Annotated in this window: 13 protein-coding genes; 6 read left to right on the forward strand and 7 right to left on the reverse strand. The window is 69.5% G+C overall.

Annotation, left to right across the window (positions count from 1 at the left end; translation table 11 throughout):
• The first annotated feature begins 94 nt into the window (after positions 1-94).
• Positions 95-1,294, forward strand: a complete 1,200-nt coding sequence (gene metK, locus ATSB10_RS11260) for a methionine adenosyltransferase (protein ID WP_063672908.1) — start codon at positions 95-97, stop codon at positions 1,292-1,294.
• A gap of 102 nt (positions 1,295-1,396) precedes the next feature.
• On the opposite strand, the gene ATSB10_RS11265 is transcribed toward metK, so the two are convergent.
• Positions 1,397-4,255, reverse strand: a complete 2,859-nt coding sequence (locus ATSB10_RS11265; protein WP_063672910.1) for a serine/threonine-protein kinase — start codon at positions 4,253-4,255, stop codon at positions 1,397-1,399.
• Between the two features lie 33 nt (positions 4,256-4,288).
• Positions 4,289-4,891 (reverse strand): class I SAM-dependent methyltransferase, encoded by a 603-nt coding sequence (locus ATSB10_RS11270; protein ID WP_063672911.1) that lies wholly within the window; start codon positions 4,889-4,891, stop codon positions 4,289-4,291.
• A gap of 99 nt (positions 4,892-4,990) precedes the next feature.
• On the opposite strand from ATSB10_RS11270, the gene ATSB10_RS11275 reads away from it, so the two are divergent.
• Positions 4,991-6,859, forward strand: coding sequence for an ATP-binding cassette domain-containing protein (locus ATSB10_RS11275; protein ID WP_063672913.1), 1,869 nt, complete (start codon positions 4,991-4,993; stop codon positions 6,857-6,859).
• 13 nt (positions 6,860-6,872) lie between these two features.
• Here ATSB10_RS11275 and ATSB10_RS11280 read toward each other — a convergent pair whose 3' ends face one another.
• Complete coding sequence (locus tag ATSB10_RS11280; protein WP_063672915.1) at positions 6,873-7,883, reverse strand: D-alanyl-D-alanine carboxypeptidase family protein; 1,011 nt, start codon at positions 7,881-7,883, stop codon at positions 6,873-6,875.
• Positions 7,884-8,189: 306 nt separating this feature from the next.
• On the opposite strand from ATSB10_RS11280, the gene ATSB10_RS11285 reads away from it, so the two are divergent.
• The 4 genes from ATSB10_RS11285 (at position 8,190) to ATSB10_RS11300 (ending at position 14,652) form a co-directional block, all read left to right on the forward strand.
• A complete protein-coding gene (locus tag ATSB10_RS11285; RefSeq protein WP_157469206.1) occupies positions 8,190-9,734 on the forward strand; it encodes an efflux transporter outer membrane subunit in 1,545 nt (514 codons plus the stop codon).
• Positions 9,724-10,887 carry an efflux RND transporter periplasmic adaptor subunit gene (locus ATSB10_RS11290; protein WP_063672917.1) on the forward strand — a complete coding sequence of 388 codons (1,164 nt, stop codon included), beginning with the start codon at positions 9,724-9,726 and terminating at the stop codon, positions 10,885-10,887. Before ATSB10_RS11285 ends, ATSB10_RS11290 begins: the two co-directional genes overlap by 11 nt.
• A complete protein-coding gene (locus ATSB10_RS11295; protein ID WP_063672919.1) occupies positions 10,884-14,009 on the forward strand; it encodes an efflux RND transporter permease subunit in 3,126 nt (1,041 codons plus the stop codon). The genes ATSB10_RS11290 and ATSB10_RS11295 overlap by 4 nt, the downstream gene beginning before the upstream one ends.
• A gap of 154 nt (positions 14,010-14,163) precedes the next feature.
• Positions 14,164-14,652, forward strand: coding sequence for an REP-associated tyrosine transposase (locus ATSB10_RS11300; RefSeq protein ID WP_063672920.1), 489 nt, complete (start codon positions 14,164-14,166; stop codon positions 14,650-14,652).
• Positions 14,653-14,746: 94 nt separating this feature from the next.
• Here ATSB10_RS11300 and ATSB10_RS11305 read toward each other — a convergent pair whose 3' ends face one another.
• The 4 genes from ATSB10_RS11305 to ATSB10_RS11320 form a co-directional block, all read right to left on the reverse strand.
• Positions 14,747-15,370, reverse strand: a complete 624-nt coding sequence (locus tag ATSB10_RS11305; RefSeq protein ID WP_063672921.1) for a TIGR00645 family protein — start codon at positions 15,368-15,370, stop codon at positions 14,747-14,749.
• A gap of 162 nt (positions 15,371-15,532) precedes the next feature.
• A complete protein-coding gene (locus ATSB10_RS11310) occupies positions 15,533-16,909 on the reverse strand; it encodes a sensor histidine kinase (protein ID WP_063672922.1) in 1,377 nt (458 codons plus the stop codon).
• On the reverse strand, positions 16,896-18,293 hold the full coding sequence (locus ATSB10_RS11315) for a sigma-54-dependent transcriptional regulator (RefSeq protein ID WP_236886407.1): 1,398 nt from the start codon (positions 18,291-18,293) through the stop codon (positions 16,896-16,898). The genes ATSB10_RS11310 and ATSB10_RS11315 overlap by 14 nt, the downstream gene beginning before the upstream one ends.
• 28 nt (positions 18,294-18,321) lie before the next feature.
• Positions 18,322-20,742, reverse strand: coding sequence for an ADOP family duplicated permease (locus ATSB10_RS11320; RefSeq protein ID WP_063672924.1), 2,421 nt, complete (start codon positions 20,740-20,742; stop codon positions 18,322-18,324).
• Between the last annotated feature and the right edge of the window lies 1 nt (position 20,743).

The following is a 20,743-nucleotide window of genomic DNA, read 5'->3' on the forward strand; positions in this document are numbered from 1 at the left end:
CCCCATCCGGCCGCCGCTGCAAACCCTCGACCGGCGTTGTATCATCCCCGTTTTCTTTTTATCTCTTTATCCGAAAGGAAGGATATAGCCCGCGATGAGCAGCCATCTCTTCACCTCCGAGTCGGTCTCCGAAGGCCACCCGGACAAGGTCGCCGACCAGATCTCCGATGCCGTCCTCGACGCGATCCTCGCGCAGGACCCGCGTGCCCGCGTGGCGTGCGAAACCATGGTGAAGACCGGCGTGGCGATCGTCGCCGGCGAGATCACCACCAGCGCCTGGATCGACCTGGAGGCACTGACCCGCAAGGTCATCGTCGACATCGGCTACGACTCCTCCGAAGTCGGCTTCGACGGCGCCACCTGCGGCGTGCTGAACCTGATCGGCAAGCAGTCGCCGGACATCAACCAGGGCGTGGACCGCAAGAAGCCGGAGGAACAGGGCGCCGGCGACCAGGGCCTGATGTTCGGCTACGCCACCAACGAGACCAGCAGCTTCATGCCGGCGGCGATCCACCTGTCGCACCGCCTGGTCGAGCAGCAGGCGAAGATCCGCAAGAAGAAGAACTCGCCGCTGCCGTGGCTGCGCCCGGATGCCAAGAGCCAGGTCACCCTGCGCTACGAGAACGGCAAGGCCGTGGCCATCGACGCGGTGGTGCTGTCGACCCAGCACGACCCGGACATCAAGCAGAAACACCTGATTGAGGCCGTACGCGAGCACATCCTCAAGCCGGTGCTGCCTGAGAAATGGCTGCACAAGGGCACCAAGTTCCACATCAACCCGACCGGCAAGTTCGTGATCGGCGGCCCGGTGGGCGACTGCGGCCTGACCGGCCGCAAGATCATCGTCGACACCTACGGCGGCTGGGCCCGCCACGGCGGCGGCGCGTTCTCCGGCAAGGACCCGTCCAAGGTCGACCGTTCGGCCGCCTACGCGGCTCGCTACGTGGCCAAGAACGTGGTGGCCGCCGGCCTGGCCGACCGCTGCGAGGTGCAGGTCTCCTACGCCATCGGCGTGGCCGAGCCGACCTCGATCTCGGTGACCACCTTCGGCACCGGCAAGATCGCCGACGAGAAGATCGAGAAGCTGATCCGCAAGCACTTCGACCTGCGTCCGTACGGCATCATCCAGATGCTCGACCTGATCCACCCGATGTACCAGCAGACCGCGAGCTACGGCCACTTCGGCCGCAAGCCCTACGAGATGAAGGACGCCGCCGGCAAGGCCTTCACCGCGTTCTCCTGGGAGCAGACCGACAAGGCCGAGGCGCTGCGCGCCGACGCCAAGCTGAAGTAAGCGACCCGCTCCGCCGGGAGTCGCCCAAGGCCCCGCGCTCCGGCGCGGGGTCTTTTTTTCGCCCTCGGTCGGCCAGGTCGTCCGCCCCGGCAGTCTCCCGGCTCAAGGCAGCTGGGGCGACTTGGCGGCGCCGAGCATGCTCAAGGCCTCCTGGCGTTCGCCGCGAAGGCTCGCGTTGAGCTTGCCCGGATCCATCGCGATGACCGGATCCATGTAGCGCTGGCGCACGGCCTGGGCCGCCGCCGTGTCATGCAGGTGTTCCAGCACGCCGTACAGCCGCGATGCGCTCTCGATGGTGTGCGCATCGCCCTTGCCGAGCAGCTCGTTGCGCCCTTCCAGGGCCTTTTCGTAGGGATCGCGCGCCGCGGCCCAGTGGCCGGCCGCGGCCTCGATGTCGCCCAGCAGGTTGTAGGTCGCGAACACGATCGGATGCTGCGGCCCGAGCACGCGGATCTGTCCGGCCAGGGTCAGCCGCGCCTGGCTCAGCGCCTCCTGGTACTGACCGTCGTAGCTGAGCAGGTTGGCGAGACTGCCGTGGGCCATCAGGGTGTCGGGGTGGTTCTCGCCCAGTTGCCGCTGGTGCGCCGCGAGAATCTGCTGTTCGATGGCGATCGCACGGGCCATGAAGGCATGCCGCACGGCCGGGTCGTCGGTGGCATTGCCGCGCTTGGCCAGCAACCGGACCATCAGGGTCATCGAGGCGATGGTCGCGGGGTGATCCGGCCCCAGGACGCGGCTGCGCGCCTCGATCACCGCCTTCACATCCTGATCCGCCTTCGCATAGGTCGCCTCGTCACCCGACAGATAAACCTCGTCCATCGCCAGCATGTGACGCGCGGCCAGCGTGTCGGGGTGGTTCGCTCCCAGGCGCCGGGTACGGATCGCAACCACCTCGCGCGCCAGTACCAGCGATTTCTCGAAGTTGTGGCGGTAATGCTGCAGCTGCGCCAGGGTGATCATCGCGTCCAGGGTTTCCGGCGCCTCGGCGCCGAACGTGGTCCGGTCCAGCTCGACCATCGGCTGGGCCAGCTCCAGTGCCTCGTCGCGCTGGCCCAGCCCGATCAGGGTGATGACCAGATCGCGTCGCAGCCGCAGCAGCCCCGGGTCGGTGGCCGGCATGGTCCGGCTGAGCGCGTTGAAGAGAGACTGCTGCTCCTGGCGCGCCTCTTCCAGATGCCCCTGGCCCGACAGCACCTTGGCTCGGCCGGCCTGGGCCCGGACCCGCACCGGATCGCCGATCGGCCGCAGCGCGGTGGCCGCGACCACGCCGGAGTAGAGCGCGCCCGCCGAGGCCAGGTCGCCCTGGCGCAGGCGCACGCGCGCCAGGTCCAGCTGCGCCGAAAGCACTCCGTCCGGATCGGCCGGCATCAGCCTCTGGCGGGCCGCCAGTACCTGTTCCAGCTCCGTCGCCGCATGGTCGTAGCTGCCGATGTTGAGCAGCACCCGTGCCAGCGACTGGCGGACGTCCGCGGCCAGCCGCGGCGCATCGGCGAAATCGGGGCCGATCCGGTCCAGTGCGTGATTGACCACGAAGGTGTCCAGCATGCGCCGGGCCAGGTCGGTGGAACCGGCAGGGTTTGTCGAGGTATCGGCCAGGCGCGCGCGGGTGATGGCGTGCCCCATCGCGTCGATGTCCACGCTGTCGAGCATCGACTGCTGGAAGGCCACCACGCGCTCGAGCTGCTGCTGCCGCTGCTCGGCGAGACTGCGTGCCGCACGCGCATCGCCGAGGGCGACCAGCGACGCGAACAGGCCCGCCAGCATGGTGAGCAGCACGGCCGCCGCCGCGGTCAGCGGCCAGCGGTTGCGCTGCATGTAGCGGCGCGCGCGGTACCAGTGCCGGCCGCGCCGCGCCTCGACCGGACGACACTCGAGGAAGCGCCGCAGGTCCACCGCGAGCGCGGTGACGCTGGCGTAGCGCTCGTCGATCCGGCGGCGCAACGCCTTGAGGATGATCGCCTCCAGGTCCGATGGCACTGCCCGTCCGCGGGCCGGCGGCAGGCCGGCCTCCTGCCGGGCCAGGCGGGCGGCACGGCTGGGCGACACGAGGTTGCCGGCGATGATCGCGTTGGACAGCACGTGCGGAGTCACCAGCTCCTGATAGGGCCGGCGACCGGCGACCAGCTGGTACAGCACCACGCCCAGCGAATACACGTCGGCCGCGGCCGTCAGCGGCAACCGCTCGATCTGCTCGGGACTGGCGTAGGCCAGTGTCATCGCCTGGGCGGCGGTCGCGGTCCGCTGGGGGTCGAGGTGATCACCGACCATCCGCGCGATGCCGAAGTCCAGCAGCTTCGGCGATCCGTCCGCCGTCACCAGGATGTTCGCCGGCTTGATGTCGCGGTGGATGATCAGGTTGCGATGGGCGTACTCCACCGCCGTACAGACTTTCAGGAACAGTTCGATCCGTCCGGTCAGGTCCAGCCCGCGGCGGTCGCACCAGACGTCGACCCGCTCGCCGTCGACGTACTCCATCGCCAGGAATGGCCGGCCGTCGGCGAGCAGGCCGCCGTCGAGGAGGCGTGCGATGCCGGAATGCTCGAGCCGGGCCAGCAGCTTGCGCTCCTGGCAGAACCGCTCGGTCAGGACCGGCGAACCTTCGGCGGCGGCGGTCAGCAGCTTCAGCGCCACCTGCTGGCTGAAGTCGTCGTCGACCCGCTCGGCCAGGTAGACCGTCCCCATGCCGCCCTCGCCGAGATGCCGCAGCAACCGGTAGTGGCGGGTATCCCGCGCCTGGGCGTCCTGTCCCGTCAGGTCCGGCGACGTGACCTGCAGCACCGGCAGCGGTGCGGTGTGGGTGGAATCGATCGCCGCAAGCATCCAGCGCACCTCGTGCAGCAACGCCTCGTCCACCCCGCATTCGCCCACGACAAACCCGTCCCGCGCGGACTCCGGCAGGTCGGCAGCGGCCAGCGCAACGCGCTTGGCCTCGGCATAGCGATCGGTTTGTGCCCCCTTCATGCCCTCCTCCCGAGGGTCGCTCCACGCCCGGACTCAGCCGGGCTTGCGTACCACCAGATCAATCAGCGCGGACATCCCCCGATGGCCGGCACCTTCGTCCAGTTCGGCGTCGTACGACGCCAGATGTTCGATCTGCAGGTCGGCGAAGGCCTCCCGCAGCATCGGTTCGGTATACAGATGGGCGAGCTCGGACGGCCCGCCGGTGCGGTATTCCAGCTGCTCGGGGCGATAGCCCTCCAGCAGCAGCACGCCGCCGGGCTTCAACGCAGCCCGGATGCCCTCGAAGATCCGGGCGCGCAGCGCCGGGTCGGCGAACTGGAAAAAGATCGCCGCGATCACGTCGAAGCGCTCATGCCCGAAATCCCAGCGGGCCAGGTCGGCCAGCTCCCAGGTGAGGCTCACGCCGCGCTCGGCGGCCAGGCGGCGGCTCTTGGCCAGCCCGGCCTCGGAGGCATCCACGGCCAGCACGTCCAGGCCCTGTTCGGCGAGCCAGACGCCGTTGCGCCCCTCGCCGTCGGCCAGCGCCAGCGCGCTGCCACGGGCCGGCAGCCGACGCCGCTCGGCGCGCAGGAAGGCGTTGGGCGCGGTGCCGAACAGGAAGTCCTCGCCCGCGTAACGTTCATTCCATCGATTCATGACCGATCCCGGAGGGAAGCCGCCGGAGTCTAGACCACCCCGCCCGGCTCCGCATGTACCGACATCCAGACAAGCGCCCTGCACCCGTACAATGGGCGGATGTCCCTGATCCAATTGCAGCGCGTCGACTTCTCGATCGGCGGCCCCCTTCTGCTCGAACACGTCGACCTGTCGATCGACCGCAACGAGCGCGTGTGCATCGTCGGTCGCAACGGCGAAGGCAAATCCACCCTGATGAAGCTGATCGCCGGCGAGCTGCAGGCCGACGACGGCGAGGTGCGCGTGCAGAACGGCATCGTCGTCGCGCGCATGGCGCAAGAGGTGCCGCAGGGCACCGAAGGCAGCGTGTTCGACGTGGTCTCCGATGGCCTGGGCGACCTCGGCCACCTGCTGGCGCGCTACCACCATCTGCTGGCCGAGGGTGACCTCGACGCACTCGGTGACGTGCAGCACCAGATCGAGGCGCGCAACGGCTGGGACCTGGACCGCCGCGTCGCCGACGTGATCGCCCGGCTGGAACTGCCCGGCGACACCGACTTCGCCGCGCTGTCCGGCGGCATGAAGCGTCGCGTGCTGCTGGCCCAGGCGCTGGTGCGCAAGCCCGACGTGCTGCTGCTGGACGAGCCGACCAACCATCTGGACGTGGAGGCGATCGACTGGCTGGAGGGTTTCCTCAAGTCGTTCGACGGCAGCATCGTGTTCGTCACCCACGACCGCGCCTTCCTGCGCGCGCTGGCCACGCGCATCGTCGAGATCGACCGCGGCCAGCTCACCGACTGGCCCGGCGACTACGACAACTACCTGCGCCGCCGCGAGGAGCGCCTGCACGCCGAAGCGCAGGCCAACGCGCTGTTCGACAAGAAGCTGGCGCAGGAAGAGGTGTGGATCCGCCAGGGCATCAAGGCCCGGCGCACCCGCAACGAAGGTCGCGTGCGCGCGCTCAAGGCGCTGCGCGTGGAACGTGCGCAGCGGCGCGAACTGTCCGGCAACGTGAGGATCACCGCCGCCGCGGCGCAGGCCTCCGGCAAGAAGGTCATCGACCTCGAACACGTGCACCAGAGCTACGGCGGCCGCGTGCTGATCGACGACCTCACTACCACCGTGATGCGCGGCGACCGCATCGGCATCGTCGGCCCCAACGGCGCGGGCAAGAGCACCCTGCTGAAGATCATGCTGGGCCAACTCACCCCCGAGCGCGGCACCGCCACGCTCGGCACCGGCCTGCAGATCGCCTATTTCGACCAGCACCGCGCGCAGCTCAACGACAGCCTCAACGCGCTGGACAACGTGGCCGAGGGCCGCGAGTTCATCGAGCTCAACGGCCAGCGCAAGCACATCGTCGGCTACCTGCAGGACTTCCTGTTCTCGCCGGAGCGCGCGCGGGCGCCGATCACCCGGCTGTCCGGCGGCGAGCGCAACCGGCTGCTGCTGGCCAAGCTGTTCGCCCAGCCGTCCAACCTGCTGGTGATGGACGAACCGACCAACGACCTCGACGTCGAGACGCTGGAACTGCTTGAAGAGCTGCTGACCGACTATCCCGGCACCCTGCTGCTGGTCAGCCACGATCGCGCCTTCCTCGACAACGTGGTCACCAGCACCCTGGTGCTGGAAGGCGATGGCCGGATCGGCGAATACGTGGGCGGCTACAGCGACTGGCTGCGCCAGCGTCCTGCGACCACCCCGGTCGCGGCCGCGACGCCCGCGGTCGCATCGTCCGCTGCTCCGGCCGCGCCGGCGCCGGCCGTGGCCAAACGCAAACTCAGCTTCAAGGACCAGCGCGAACTGGACCAGCTGCCCATGCGCATCGAAACGCTGGAGAACGACATCGCCGAGCGCACCGCCGCGATGAGCGACCCGGCCTTCTTCCGGCAGGACAGCGCCGCCGTCACGGCAGCCAACGAAGCGTTGGCCCGGCTGCAGTCCGAGCTGGACGCGGCCTACGCGCGCTGGAGCGAACTGGACGGCTGAGGCGCAAACGCCCTCAGCGGGCGGGAGCCAGCTGGGCCTTCACCGGTTCCGTGGCCGGCGGCATCGCGACCTGCAGCGGCGGCGGACGCAACGTCTCCGCTTCGGCCGTGCCGATCGGCGAGAGCGCACTAAGCACGCGATGAGCCAGACCGTGGCGCTGCGGATGCGGCGCCGACGCGAACACCGCGGCCTCGCGTGCACGGTCGGCGAAGCCGCGGTCGAGCAGCTCGGCCATGCGGTGGTCGCGCGCGCGCCAGGTGTCTCCGCCGAGCACCACGCCGAACAGGCGGTGGCCGTTGCGCACCGCGGTCGAGGCCAGGTTGTAGCCGGCGGCGTTGGTGTAGCCGGTCTTCAGTCCGTCCATCCCCGGGTAATGCGCCATCAGGTGGTTGTGGCCACGGACCAGGCGACCGCGGAAGCGGAACCGGGTCGTTGCGAACAGCTTGGCGCGGGCGGGGAAATCGCGGTACAGCGCCATCGCCAACCGGCTCATGTCGCGCGCGGTGGTGGTCTCGTCGCCCCCCGGCAGGCCGGAGGCGTTGGTGAAGTGGGTGTGGCTCATGCCCAGCAGCAGCGCCTGCGCGTTCATCGCGTCGACGAAACGGGCCTCCGAGCCCTTGCCGAGCCGCTCGGCCACCACGGTGGCCGCATCGTTGGCGGACTTGGTGATCATGCCGAGGATCGCGTCGTGCACGGTGATCGTCTGCCCCGCGCGAAGACCGAGCTTGGTTGGCTCCATGCCCGCCGCATGCGCCGAGACGCGCATCTTGTCGGTCATCTTCAGCCGACCGTCGCGCAGCGCCTCGAAGGCCAGGTACATCGTCATCATCTTGGTCAACGATGCGGGCGCATGCGGATCGTCCGCATGATGCTCGCTGAGCACCAGCCCGGTGGTGCCGTCGATGATCACCGAGGTTTCCTCGGCGTGCGCCACGCCGACGAGCGCCAGCGCGAGGATCGTCGCCCTGGCCAGCCAGGCAGGCCAGGCGCGGGGGGAGGAGGCAGGAAAACGAAGGACGGACATGCGGACAGCGCTCGATGAACTGATGCAAACCGTATCGTGAAGATGGCATCAAATCCACAGGTCACTGCTCAGAATGCGCACCTAAATGATTGTTTAACCTTTGGTTGTCGGTTCAGGTTTCCCCTGTGGGAACCGCCAGGACCGGGCCCGTCGCCGATGCGGCCCCGCAGCGAGCCCACATCCCCGCCAAGTGTTTGTATGGCGTACGTTTTTGCGATTTTGCACATGACTTTTGGCAGGCCTTTGCAGTGACCCTTGCAACGTTATAGCGTTCGTTGTTTCCGACCCGCCCGAGCGACGTCCCGGATGCTCCGATCACGGCCCCCTGCGTTCCGAAACCCACCGCTCCGGCTCGCTCGGCACCAGGCCAGCCTGCTGCTGATCGCCACCACCCTCCTCGGTGGGTGCGCAGTCGGGCCGGACTTCAAGCCGCCGGCCGCGCCGGCCACCACCCGCTATCTCGCCAGGACGCCCGCCGGCACAACCGGACGATCCGATGTCGCCGAGGGTGCGACGCAGCACTTCGACGAGGGCGGTTCGATCCCCGCCGACTGGTGGACGCTGTTCCATTCCGCGCCGCTGGACGCGCTGGTGCGCCGGGCGCTGGCCAACAACCACGATCTGAAGGCCGCGCAGGCAGCGCTCACCGTGGCGCACGAGACCACCCTGGCCGGGCGCGGCAGCTACTTCTCGGCGGTGAGCGCGGGCGTGTCGGCCAGCCGCGAGCAGGATCCGCCCGGCGCGCTCGCCCCGGTGCCCAGCTCCAACGCCTATCTGTACAACCTGTTCACGCCGCAGGTCAGCGTGTCCTACGTACCGGACGTGTTCGGGCTGAACCGGCGCACGGTCGAATCGCTGTCGGCGCAGGAGGAAGCCACCCGCTACCAGTTGGTCGCCGCGCGGATCTCGCTGAGCGCCAACGTGGTGAACACCGCGGTGCAGGTCGCCTCGCTGCAGGCACAGCTCGATGCCACGCAGGACCTGCTCAAGCTCAACCGGCAGATGCTGGAGATCGTCCAGCGCCAGTTCGACAAGGGCTACGCCAGCCGGCTCGACCTGGCCGCGCAGCAGTCGCAGCTCGCCCAGGTCACCGCGACGCTGGCGCCGCTGCGGCTGCAGCTGGCCCAGCAGCAGCACGCGCTGGCGGTGCTCACCGGCCAGTTCCCCGGCGACGCGGATGCGGCGCACTTCACGCTCGACGGTTTCGCCCTGCCGACCGAGCTGCCGCTGAGCCTGCCTTCGCAGCTGGTGGCGCAGCGGCCCGACGTGCTGCAGGCGCAGGCCAACCTGCATGCGGCAAGCGCGGCGATCGGCGTGGCCGAAGCGGCACGGCTGCCGCAGATCGAACTGAGCGCCACGGCCGGCAGCACCGCGCTGGCGATCAACCAGGTGTTCCACGCCGGCACCGGCTTCTGGAACGTCGGCGCCGCGATCACCGCGCCGCTGTTCCAGGGCGGCGCGCTGCGCCACCAGGAGCGCGCGGCGCGCGCCGCCTACGTGGAAGCCGCCGAGCAGTACCGCAGCACGGTGCTGGTCGCTTTCCAGAACGTGGCCGACACCCTGGTCGCGCTGCAGCAGGACGCCGACGGACTGAAGTCCGCGGCGAATGCCGCGGACGCGGCCAAGGTCACCCTCGATCTCTCGCAACGGCAGTGGAAGGACGGCTACGCCGACTACCTCGCCGTGCTCAACGCCGAGCAGGCCTACCAGCAGGCGCGCATGACCCTGGTGCAGGCACAGGCCGCCCGCCTCGCCGACACCGCCGCGCTGTTCCAGGCACTCGGCGGTGGCTGGTGGCATGCCGAAACCCACACCCCGCCCCCTTCCGACGGGAACACCCATGACCAGTAATGCTCCCCGCCTGGTGCGGATCCACGCCGGCGCCCTGGCAATCGCGCTCGGCGCCGTGGCGCTGACCGGCTGCTCGGACGGCCGGCACGACGCCACCGACGCCGCGAAAGTCACCGCCCACGACGTCACGCTCACCGCCGCGCAACGGCAGCACATCCACCTGCAGGCGGTGGCGATGGGCAGCTTCCATCCGGCCATCGCCACCACCGGCCGCGTGGACTTCGACAACGAGCGCGCCACCAGCGTGATCGCGCCGTTCACCGGTCCGGTGGTGCGCCTGCGGGTCGCACCGGGTGACCACGTGGCGAAAGACCAGGTGCTGGCCACCGTGGCCTCGTCCGACTTCGCCGCCGCGATCGGCGGGTATCGCAAGGCGCTGGTCGCCGCGCGCAACGCCCGCCACATCGCCGACATGGATCGGGACCTGCTCGCCCATCACGGCGTGTCGGCACGCGAGGCGGCCCAGGCGTCCACCGACGCGGCCAGCGCCGAGGCCGATCGCGATGCCGCGCGCCAGGCCCTGCTGGCGATGGGCGTAGACGAGAGTTCGATCCGCGCGATCCAGGCCGGACGCGCGGTGCCCGACGCCGGTGGCGCGATCCGCGCGCCGATCGCCGGCACCGTGGTCGAGCGGCTGATCAGTCCGGGCCAGTTGCTGCAGGCCGGCAGCACCGCCTGCTTCACCGTGGCCGACCTCTCGCACATGTGGGTGATGGCGCAGGTGACGCCTGCCGAAGTGGCCCGTGTGCACCTCGGCGACCACGCCGAGATCCGCACCGGTGACGGCGGCAAGCCGACCGCCGGCACCGTCACCAGCATCGGCGGCGTGGTCAATCCGGATACCGGACTGGTCGACGCGCGCGTCAGCGCCGCCAACCCCGGCGACACGCTGCGCAAGCAGATGTACGTCAACGTGACGCTGAGCGCCAAGGCCGTTGCACAAGGCCTGCTGGTGCCGGTCTCGGCACTCCTGCGCGACGACGAGAACCTGCCGTTCGTCTATGTCGCGCAGCCCGACGGCAGCTTCGCCCGTCGCCACATCACGCAGGGCCAGCGCACCGGCGACAACGTGGTGGTGGACAAGGGACTGCAGCCCGGCGACAAGGTGGTGGTCGACGGCGGCCTGTTCATGCAGTTCATGCAGAACCAATGAGTACGCCGACGCCCGGGGGCGAGAACCCCTCCCGCACCGCCTCGCTGATGAACCGCATCGTCGGCGCCTCGCTCGGGCAGCGCCTGCTGGTGCTGCTGCTCACCCTGATCCTGGTCGGCGCCGGCCTGCGCTCGATCGGCCGGCTGCCGGTGGACGCCTACCCCGACCTGTCGCCGCCGATGGTCGAGCTGGTGACGCAATGGCCCGGCCATGCCGCCGAAGAGGTGGAGCGGCTGATCACCGTACCGGTCGAGCGCGGCATGACCGGCATCCCGCACACCAAGGTCACCCGCTCGATCTCGCTGTACGGCCTGTCGGTGGTGGACATCACCTTCGCCAACGGCACCGACAAGTATTTCGCCCGGCAGGAAGTGTTCAACCGGATGGCCGACCTCGGCCTGCCCGACGGCGTGACGCCCTCGGTGTCGCCGATGTCCTCGCCCTCGGGCCTCATCTACCGCTACGTGCTGCAGAGCCCGGACCGTTCGCCCACCGAGCTGAAGACGATCGAGGACTGGACCGTCGAGCCGGCCTTCCGCGCCGTGCCCGGCGTGGCCGACGACTCCGGCTTCGGCGGCGGCACGCTGCAGTACCAGGTGAAGCTGGACCAGGCCAGGCTGGCCGCGCTGGGTCTCACCGCCACCCAGGTGGAATCGGCGCTGGCGGCCAACAACGCCAATGCCGGCGGCGGCTTCTACACCCAGGGCAGCCAGTTCTATTACATCCGTGGCGAGGGCCGGCTGAAGACACTGGAAGACATCGGCAACGTCGTACTGACCCAGCACAACGGCTCGCCGGTGCTGGTCAAGGATGTCGGTGAAGTGACCACCGGCATCGCACCGCGACTGGGCGAATTCGGCTACCAGGACCAGAACGACGCGGTCGAGGGCGTGATCTTCCTGCGCACCGGCTCGAAGACCCAGGACGTGCTCAAGCGGGTCGAGGCAAAGACCCGCGAGCTCAACGAGGACGTGCTGCCTAAGGACGTGAAGATCGTCCCGTTCTACGACCGCAGCGAGCTGATCAGCCGCACCACCGACGTGGTCCGCGACAACCTGGTACGCGGCATGCTGCTGGTGGTCGTGGTGCTGGTGTTCTTCCTGTACGACCTGCGCGCCGGCCTGATCGTCGCCACCACCATCCCGCTGGCGCTGCTGTTCGCCTTCATCGGCCTCGATGCGCAGGGCGCCTCGGCCAACCTGCTGTCGATCGGTGCGATCGACTTCGGCATCCTGGTCGACGCCGCGGTGGTGATGGTGGAGAACATCTACCGCCAGCTGGCCGAACGGAAAGATCCGGACATCAGCGTGTTCGAGGTGATCCGCGCCGCCGCGGCCGAGGTCGATCGCCCACTGTTCTACGCGGTGGCGGTGATCGTGGTCAGCTTCCTGCCGATCTACGTGCTCTCCGGCCCCTCCGGCATTCTGTTCAAGCCGATGGCCGACACCATGATCTTCGCCCTGGTCGGCTCGCTGGTCGTGACCCTGACGCTGCTGCCGGTGCTGTGCTCGTGGTTCATGCGCAACGGCGTGCGCGAACGGCGGAACCGCGCGTTCGAGGCGGTCAAGTCGGTCTACGCCAAGGGCCTGGACTTCTGCCTGGCCCGCGCCCGCGGCACCGTGCTCGCCTCGGTCGTGGTGCTGGCGGCCTCGCTGCTGCTGGTCCCGCGCATCGGCGCGGAGTTCATGCCGCACCTGGACGAAGGCGCGCTGTGGGTGCGCGCCACCATGCCGTACACCATCTCGTTCGACGAGGCGGCCAAGGTCACGCCACAGATACGCGCGATCCTGCGCAGCTTCCCGCAGGTCACCACCGTGTCCAGCGAGCTGGGCCGCCCGGATGACGGCACCGACCACACCGGCTTCTTCAACGCCGAGTTCTACGTCGGACTGAAGCCGTATTCGCAGTGGACCGGCGAGTACCGCACCAAGCCCGAGCTGATCGCGGCGATGAACCGCAAGCTGGCGCAGTTCCCCGGCATCAGCTTCAACTACACCCAGCCGGCCGAGGACGCGGTGGACGAGGCCGAAACCGGCCTGAAGAGCGCGCTGGCGGTGAAGGTGTTCGGTCCGGACCTGGCCACGCTGCAGGCCAAGGGCCTGGCGATCAAGCACGTGCTGGAGAAGGTCCGCGGCATCACCCACGTGACCCTGGTGCAGGAGCTCGGCCAGCCCAGCCTGACCATCGACGTGAACCGTGCGGCGATCGCCCGCTACGGCGTCAACGTGTCGGACATCAACGACCTGATCCAGACCGCGATCGGCGGCGACGTGGCCACCCAGGTGGTGCAGGGCGAGAAGGAGTTCGATCTGGTCGTGCGGCTGCAGAAACGCTATCGCGACAATCCCGAAGCGATCGGCAACCTGCTGGTGGTGACGCCCGAAGGCAAGCAGATCCCGCTCAAGGCACTGGCCGACATTCGCGTCACCAACGGCGCCTCCTTCATCTACCGGCAGGACAGCTCGCGCTACATCGGCGTGCAGTTCTCGGTGCAGGGCCGCGACCTGGCCGGCGCGGTGGGCGACGCCATCGCCCAGGTGAAGAAGCAGGTGGCGCTGCCGCGCGGCTACCACACCGACTGGGGCGGCGAGTACTCCGAGTATGTGGCCTCCAGCGCCCAGCTGCGCGTGATCGTGCCGTTGACGGTCGGCCTGATCTTCCTGCTGCTGTTCACCTTGTACAGCAACTTCAAGTTCCCGTTCATCACCGTGCTCGGCGTGGCGTTGTCGGCGCCGGTGGGCGGACTGATCGCGCTGTGGCTCACCGGCACGCCGTTCTCGGTCTCCTCGGGTATCGGCTTCCTGGCGCTGTTCGGCGTGTCGGTGCAGACCGCGGTGGTCTACATCTCCTACGTCAACGAGCTGCGCCTGGGCGGCATGGCGCTGGCGCCGGCGATCCGCGAGGCGGCGATCCTGCGCCTGCGACCGATCATGATGACCGCGCTGGTCGCCGCGCTCGGCCTGCTGCCGGCGGCACTGGCCACCGGCGTCGGCACCGACACCCAGCGGCCGTTCGCACTGGTGATCGTCAGCGGCCTGTTCACCCGCCTGCTGATCAGCGTATTCCTGATGCCGGCGCTGTACGCCCTGGTGGCCCGCCCCGACGACCGGTTGGAGGTGTAGGCCCGCCGACCGGTTGTAGGAGCCCGCTCGCGGGCGATGCTCTTCTGCTTCGATGTGGATCAGGAGCAAGGGCATCGCCCGCGAGCGGGCTCCTACAGAGTTTGGCGGTACCGGACGGCTGCATGCTCACAACGCTCCCCGGCACGCTCTGGCGATGCGCACGTTCCCTGCCACCGGCCACTCGGCGCTACGACGCGGCCGTATCTCGCTGCCGGGCCAGGTCTACCTGATCACCGCGACCACCCGGCACCGTCAGCTGCTCTTCGGTGATCACGCCGCGGCGCATGCGGCCAGCCGAGTCATCCACACACGCGATCACTGGGGTGACGCACAACTGCTCGCCTGGGTACTCATGCCCGATCACTGGCACGGGCTGCTCGAACTCGGCGCAGAACCGCTGGAGCGCGTGGTAGCGCGCGTCAAGGCTGCCGTCTCCCGCGCGCTGCATGCGTCCGGGCTAGTCGAAGGGACGCCGTGGGACCGCAGCTTCCACGATCACGCCCTCCGCCGCGACGAGGATATGCGTCGCGCGGCGCGCTACATCGTCGGCAATCCCGTGCGCGCCGGCCTGGCGGATTCGGCGCTTCTGTACCCCTACTGGAACGCCGTCTGGCTGGATGACAGCGATACGCCATCTCTGTAGGAGCCCGCTCGCGGGCGATGCTCTTCTTGCGTCGATGTGGATCTGGAGCAAAGGCATCGCCCGCCAGCGGGCTCCTACAGGGCGTAAACGAGCGTCAGTGGGCCTCGCGCATGCGCGCCACGCCGGCCTGCATGATGCGGTCGGTCCAGGCGATGCCGATCGCCGAGGCGATGAACACCACGTGGATGATCGTCTGCCACATCACGCCGACCGTGGTCAGGGTCGAGCACTTGAGGGTGCTGGCCGGGTCCATGGTGTCGGCCATCGTGGCGAGCACCTCGGCCGAGCAGAACGGCAGGCCCTGCAGGGCCCCGGCGGCGATGAAGGTCTTCAGCAGGTGGATCGAGGAGATGCCGATGATCGCCATCGCCAGCTTCACCTTCAGCACCGACGCGTTGACGTGGCTGAGCCACTCCGGCTGGTCGGGGTGGTGCTCCAGCCCCAGTCGCGAGACGAAGGTCTCGTAGCCGCCGACGATCACCATGATCAGCAGGTTGGAGATCATCACCACGTCGATCAGGCCGAGCACGATGAGCATGATCTCCTGCTCGCCCAGGTGCGACGCCTCGTGGATCAGGTGCCACAGCTCCTTGCCGAACAGGAACACGTAGACGCACTGGGCGACGATCAGCCCCAGATACAACGGCAGCTGCAGCCAGCGCGAGCTGAAGATGAGGAAGGCCAGCGGGTTGAGGCGGGGTGGAGCGGTGGCAGTCATGGCATGCAGTTCCAGTGGGGAGCCAGAGCGTACCCGGGAGCGCATCCTCCCGCCACGCATCTGCACCCCCGCCACGACCTCGCCTGTAGGAGCCCGCTCGCGGACGATGCTTTTCTGCTTCGATGTGGATCAGGAGCAAAAGCATCGCCCGCCAGCGGGCTCCTACCGGGTTTGTGGATGCTCGCCAGGCTGGGGCAGCCAGAGCGTCGCCACGGCACCGCGCGTGTTGGTGCGGGCCAGCAGGCTGATCCCGCCGTCGTGCGCCTCGGCGATCTGCCGCGCCAGCGCCAGCCCGATCCCCGAGCCGCCCGGCTTGGTGGTGAAGAACGGCACGAACAGGTTGTCGCTGGCCGGCGGGCCCTCGCCCTCGTCCAGCACCTCGATCAGGATTTGGCCATCATCGACACGCCAGCGCAGGATCACCGCGCCCTGTGCGGGCAGGCTGGCCTCCACCGCGTTGCGCAGCAGGTTGATCAGCGCCTGCTCGAGCTGATCCGGATCGGCCGTCAGCGAGAGCGCCGGCCCCGGCTCCAGCGTCACCGGCAGCCGCAGCTCGAGCCGTGCGACTTTCTCCAGCAGCGGTGCCAGCGGCACCTCGCGCTTCTGCGGCGGCGGCAGCCGGGTCAGCCGGCTGTAGCTGGCAAGGAAGCGCGCCAGCGCGCCGGCGCGATGGCCGATCAGCTCCAGGCCGCTGCGGAAATCCTCGCGCCAGTCTTCCGGCAACGGGTCGCGCAGCGCCAGCGTGGCCAGCGTGCCGGCCATCGACTGGATCGGCGCCAGCGAGTTGTTCACCTCGTGGCCGAGCACGCGCAGCAGTCGCTGCCAGGCCTGGCGCTCCTCCTCGCGCAGCACGCGGCCGACGTCGTTGATCACCAGCAGGCGGCCGCCGTGACCCTCGGTGCGCAACGGCGCATGGCGGATCTCGAAGCGTCCGCTGCGGCCGGCAAACCGATGATTCAGCAGCTGGCCGGAGGGCTGGTCCAGCAGCGGCTGCAGGCCCAGTTCCTCGGCGCGGCGACCGAACAGCTGGTGCCGGTCGGCCTGCAGCAGTTGCTGCGCGGCGGGGTTGAGCAGGCGCAGGCGGGTGTCCTGGTCGAACACCAGCACCGCGTTGTCCAGCGCCGCCAGCGTCTTGCCCAGCAGGTAGGACGACTCCTCGAACTGCAGCCGTTCCTGCTGCAGGCGCTCGGCCAGCGCATTGATGTCATAGACCAGGTCGTCCAGCGCGCCGCCTGCGCGGCCGCGCAGGCTGTAGTCGCCCAGCCGCAGCGCATCGAGCAGGCTGGCGAAGGACTGCAACGGATAGACCAGGCGTCGCCGCTGCCAGCGCACCAGCAAAGCGGCGACGACCACCGCCGCCGCCAGCACCCAGCCGTCCGCCTCGCGCCAGCCGCGGCCGCCCCAGGCCATGAACGCCGCCGCCAGCAGGCCCGGCGCGGCGATCAGCGCGCTGCCGCCGAGGATGCGCCGCTCGTAGGCCGGCAGCCGCGCCGATGCGGGGCGCGCGGGCGTCGAGGGTGGCGGTTCAGGCGTCGCCATCGTCGGCGTCCAACGGATCGCGCAGGCCGTGCTTTTCCAATCGCCGGTACAGCGCCTGGCGGGTGATACCCAGCGCGTCGGCCGCGCGCAGCAGGTTGCCGTCGAAGCGATCCAGCGCGCGCCGCACCAGCCAGCCTTCGGCCTGCTCCAGCGTCATCTGTTCGAAGCCCTCGTCGGCCGACTCGGTGCGACCGAAGGCCAGCGCCGCGGCACCGACCTCGTCGTGCTCGGCGAGCAGCGCGGCGCGCTCCATCAGATGGCCCAGCTCGCGTACATTGCCCGGCCAGGCATAGGCCTGTAGCGCCCGCTCGGCCGACGGCGCCAGCCGCAGGCCTTGACGACCGTAGCGCTGCGCACTGCGTGCCAGCGCCGCACGCGCCAGCGGCACGATGTCGTCGCCGCGCTCGCGCAGCGGCGGCAGCACGATCTCCAGCGTGTTGAGCCGGTACAGCAGGTCGCGGCGGAAGCGTCCGGCCGCCACGTCGGCGGCGAGATCCGCGTTGGTGGCCGAGATCAGCCGCACGTCGGTGCGCTGGGTGCGCGAGGAACCCAGCCGCTCGAACTCGCCGTCCTCCAGCACGCGCAGCAGCTTGGGCTGCTGCGAGGCCGGCACGTTGCCCACCTCGTCGAGGAACAGCGTGCCGCCATCGGCCAGCTCGAAACGGCCAATGCGCTCGCTCTTGGCGTCGGTGAACGCGCCGCGCACGTGGCCGAACATCTCCGACTCGAACACGGTCTCGGCGATGCCGCCCATGTTGACCTTCACGAACGGCTGCGTCGCCCGCGCCGACAGCGTGTGGATGCGCTGCGCGATCACACCCTTGCCGGTGCCGTTCTCGCCCAGCACCAACACGTTGGCGCCGCTGGGCGCAACCCGCGCCACCAGCGCCAGCACCCGCTGCATCGCCGGCGACTCGGCGATGAATTCGGCATCGCCCTCCTCGCGCAGCAGCGCGTTCTCCGCCTCCAACCGGTGCTGCCGCCGCACGCTTCTCGCCAGCGCCATCTGCGTGCGCAGCACGCCGAGCAGGCGGGCGTTGTCCCAGGGCTTCTCGATGAAATCCGCGGCGCCGCGGCGCATCGCCTCCACCGCCAGCGGCACGTTGCCCCAGGCGGTCATCACCACCACCGGCAGATCCGGGGCAAGCTGGCGCAGGCGCTCGAGCAGCTCCATGCCTTCGGCGCCCGAGGTGGTGTCGCGGGTGTAGTTGAGGTCGACCAGGGCGACGTCGAACGCGCGCCGGCGGGCCTCGTCCAGCGCCCCGGCGGGGCCGTCGACGCCGGTACTGGCGATGCCCTCGGACTTCAGCAGCAGACGCAGCGCCTCGCGCACATCGGCCTGGTCGTCGGCCAGCAATACCGTCGGATTCGATTCACGCGCCACGCTGTCGTCCATCCCGCCAGTGTAGTGGTCACTCGTAGCGCAGGGCGACGGCCGGGGCGACCCGCAGGGCTCGCAACAATGGCACCAGCGAGGCCAGCATCGACACGCCCGCCACCAGCAGGAAAACCGTCACGAACACCGCGGGGTCATGGGCCCGCGTGTGCAGGCCGGGATCGGCCAGCACGTTCGACCAGGGCACCGACAGCAGCAGGCCGATCCCCAGCCCGATGCCGAGCTGCCACAGCAGTTGCCGGCCCGAGTCGCGCAGGATCGCGCCATGCCCGGCGCCGATCGCACGACGGATCCCGATCTCCCGGGTGCGCTGCGCCACCGAGAATGCCAGCACGCCGTACAGGCCCGCGCCGGCCAGCAGCAGGGCGACCAGCCCCAGCGCGCCGAACACGCTGGTGAGCACGGTGAGGTACACGCGCCCCTCCGCCACCGCCGCCGCCTGGCTGCGCACGCCGTAGACCGCCGCCTGCGGGTCGACCGCGCGCACGGCATCGATCAGTTGCCGCTCGAAACGCCCGGCCACGGCATGCGTGCGCACGGCCAGTCCGACGTCGTGCAGCGGCCGCTGGCCCACCGACTGGTCCAGCGGCAGCAGCAGGCCCGGCAGCGATCGCTCCAGCAGGCGATCGAGCTGCAACGGCTCGATCACGCCGATCACCGTCAGGCGTCGCGCCTGCGTCCGGCCAGGCCACAGCACCAGGGTGCGGCCCAGCGCATCGCCATGCGGCCACATCGCCGCAGCCATCTTGGCGTCCACCACGGCCACGGGCGCACTGTCGGTGCGATCGCGCGCGTCGAAGAAGCGCCCTTCGCGCAGACGCACGCCGTAGGTGGCGAGGAAGTGCGGATCGACCAGACCCATCTGCGCACGGGCCCAGCCATCGGACGGCTCGGGCTGGCCGGGCAGCGAGATCGATTCATGGCTTCCCAGCACCGCACCCGGCACCGTATCCGATGCCGTGGCATCGACCACGCCGGCATCCTGACGCAGATGCCCGGTCACCGCATCGAAGAAGCGGATGCGCTGCGCATCGTCTGTGTAGACGGCAGGCGGCAGAAGCACGTCGGCGGTGATTACCTGTGCCGCATGCGACGCACCCGCCACCGGCTGCGACAGCAGGCTGTCGACCGCGCGCACGAAGGTGCCCGCACCCACCAGCAGCACCACGGTCAGCGCGATCTCGGCCATCACCATGATCCTGGCCATGCGCGCAAAGCCGCCGCCCGAGCCTTTGGCGCCGTCACGCAGGGCATCCTGCAGGTCGGGTCGGGATGCACGCCACGCGGGAACCACGCCCGCCAGCAGCGTGCTGAGCAGGGCCGCCAGCAACGCCGCCGCCAGCACGCGGGCGTCGATGCTGAAGTTGTATACGGGCACGCTGTCGGGCGAATGGGCGAAGACGATCGCCATGAACCAGCGATTGCCCCCATGCACGATGGGCAGGGCCACCGCCAGCGCGGCGAGGCTCAGCAGCAGGCTTTCGACCAGCGCGCCGCACATCAGCCGCGCGCGGCCGCCACCGAGCGCGCTGCGCAACGCCAGCTCGTGCCGTCGCTGCAGCGCCTGCACCAGTTGCAGGTTGGCCACGTTGACGCAGGCCAGCAGCAGCACCAGCACGGCAGCACCGAACATCAGCCACACCCAGTGGCGCATGTCCTCGGGCACGAAGCCGTATTTCCACGGCTTGATGGTGACGCCGCGCATGCGCATGCCCGCGGGCATCGCGGCCTGCAGCCGCGCATTCCACGCGTCCAGTTCCGCACGCGCCTGGGCGAGCTGGACGCCAGGGGCCAGGCGCGCCACGCCCCAAACATCGCGATGCTCGCCCGGGCGCAGCGTCATCGGCATCCATATCTGGTTGTCGGTGACCGGCAGGCGCGTCATGCGCGCCGGCACCACGCCCACCACCGTGGCCCAGGCGCCATCGACCCGGATCGCGCGGCCGATGATGTGCGGATCAGCATGGAAGCCGTGTCGCCACAGGGACTCGCCCAGCAGCATCACGCTCGCCGCGCCGGGAGTCTCGTCCGACGGCTGCAGCACGCGACCCAGCAACGGCTCGATGCCCAACAGGGACATCATCGACGCGGTCATGCGGCTGCCAACGTGGTAGGTGGCGCCCTGCCCCTGGTCCACGCTTACGCCGGTGCCCTGGTAGGCACCCATCGCATCGATGCTGTGCATGCCCTTGCGCAAGGCCATGTAGTCCGCGCTGTCGATCGTCTCGATACCGTTGTCATGGAACGACGGCGCGCCCACCGCCATCAACCGGTCCGGCTGTGGCATCGGCAGCGGGTCGATGATCAGCGTGTTGACCAGCGAGAACAGGAACAGCGTCACGCCCAGCCCCACCCCCAGCACCGCCACCGACAGCAGCGCATACCCCGGCCGCCTGGACAGCCGCCGCCACGCCTCGCGAAACTCCTGCACGATCATC

The sequence above is a fragment of the Dyella thiooxydans genome, assembly GCF_001641285.1.
Classification (GTDB): Bacteria; Pseudomonadota; Gammaproteobacteria; order Xanthomonadales; family Rhodanobacteraceae; genus Dyella_A; species Dyella_A thiooxydans.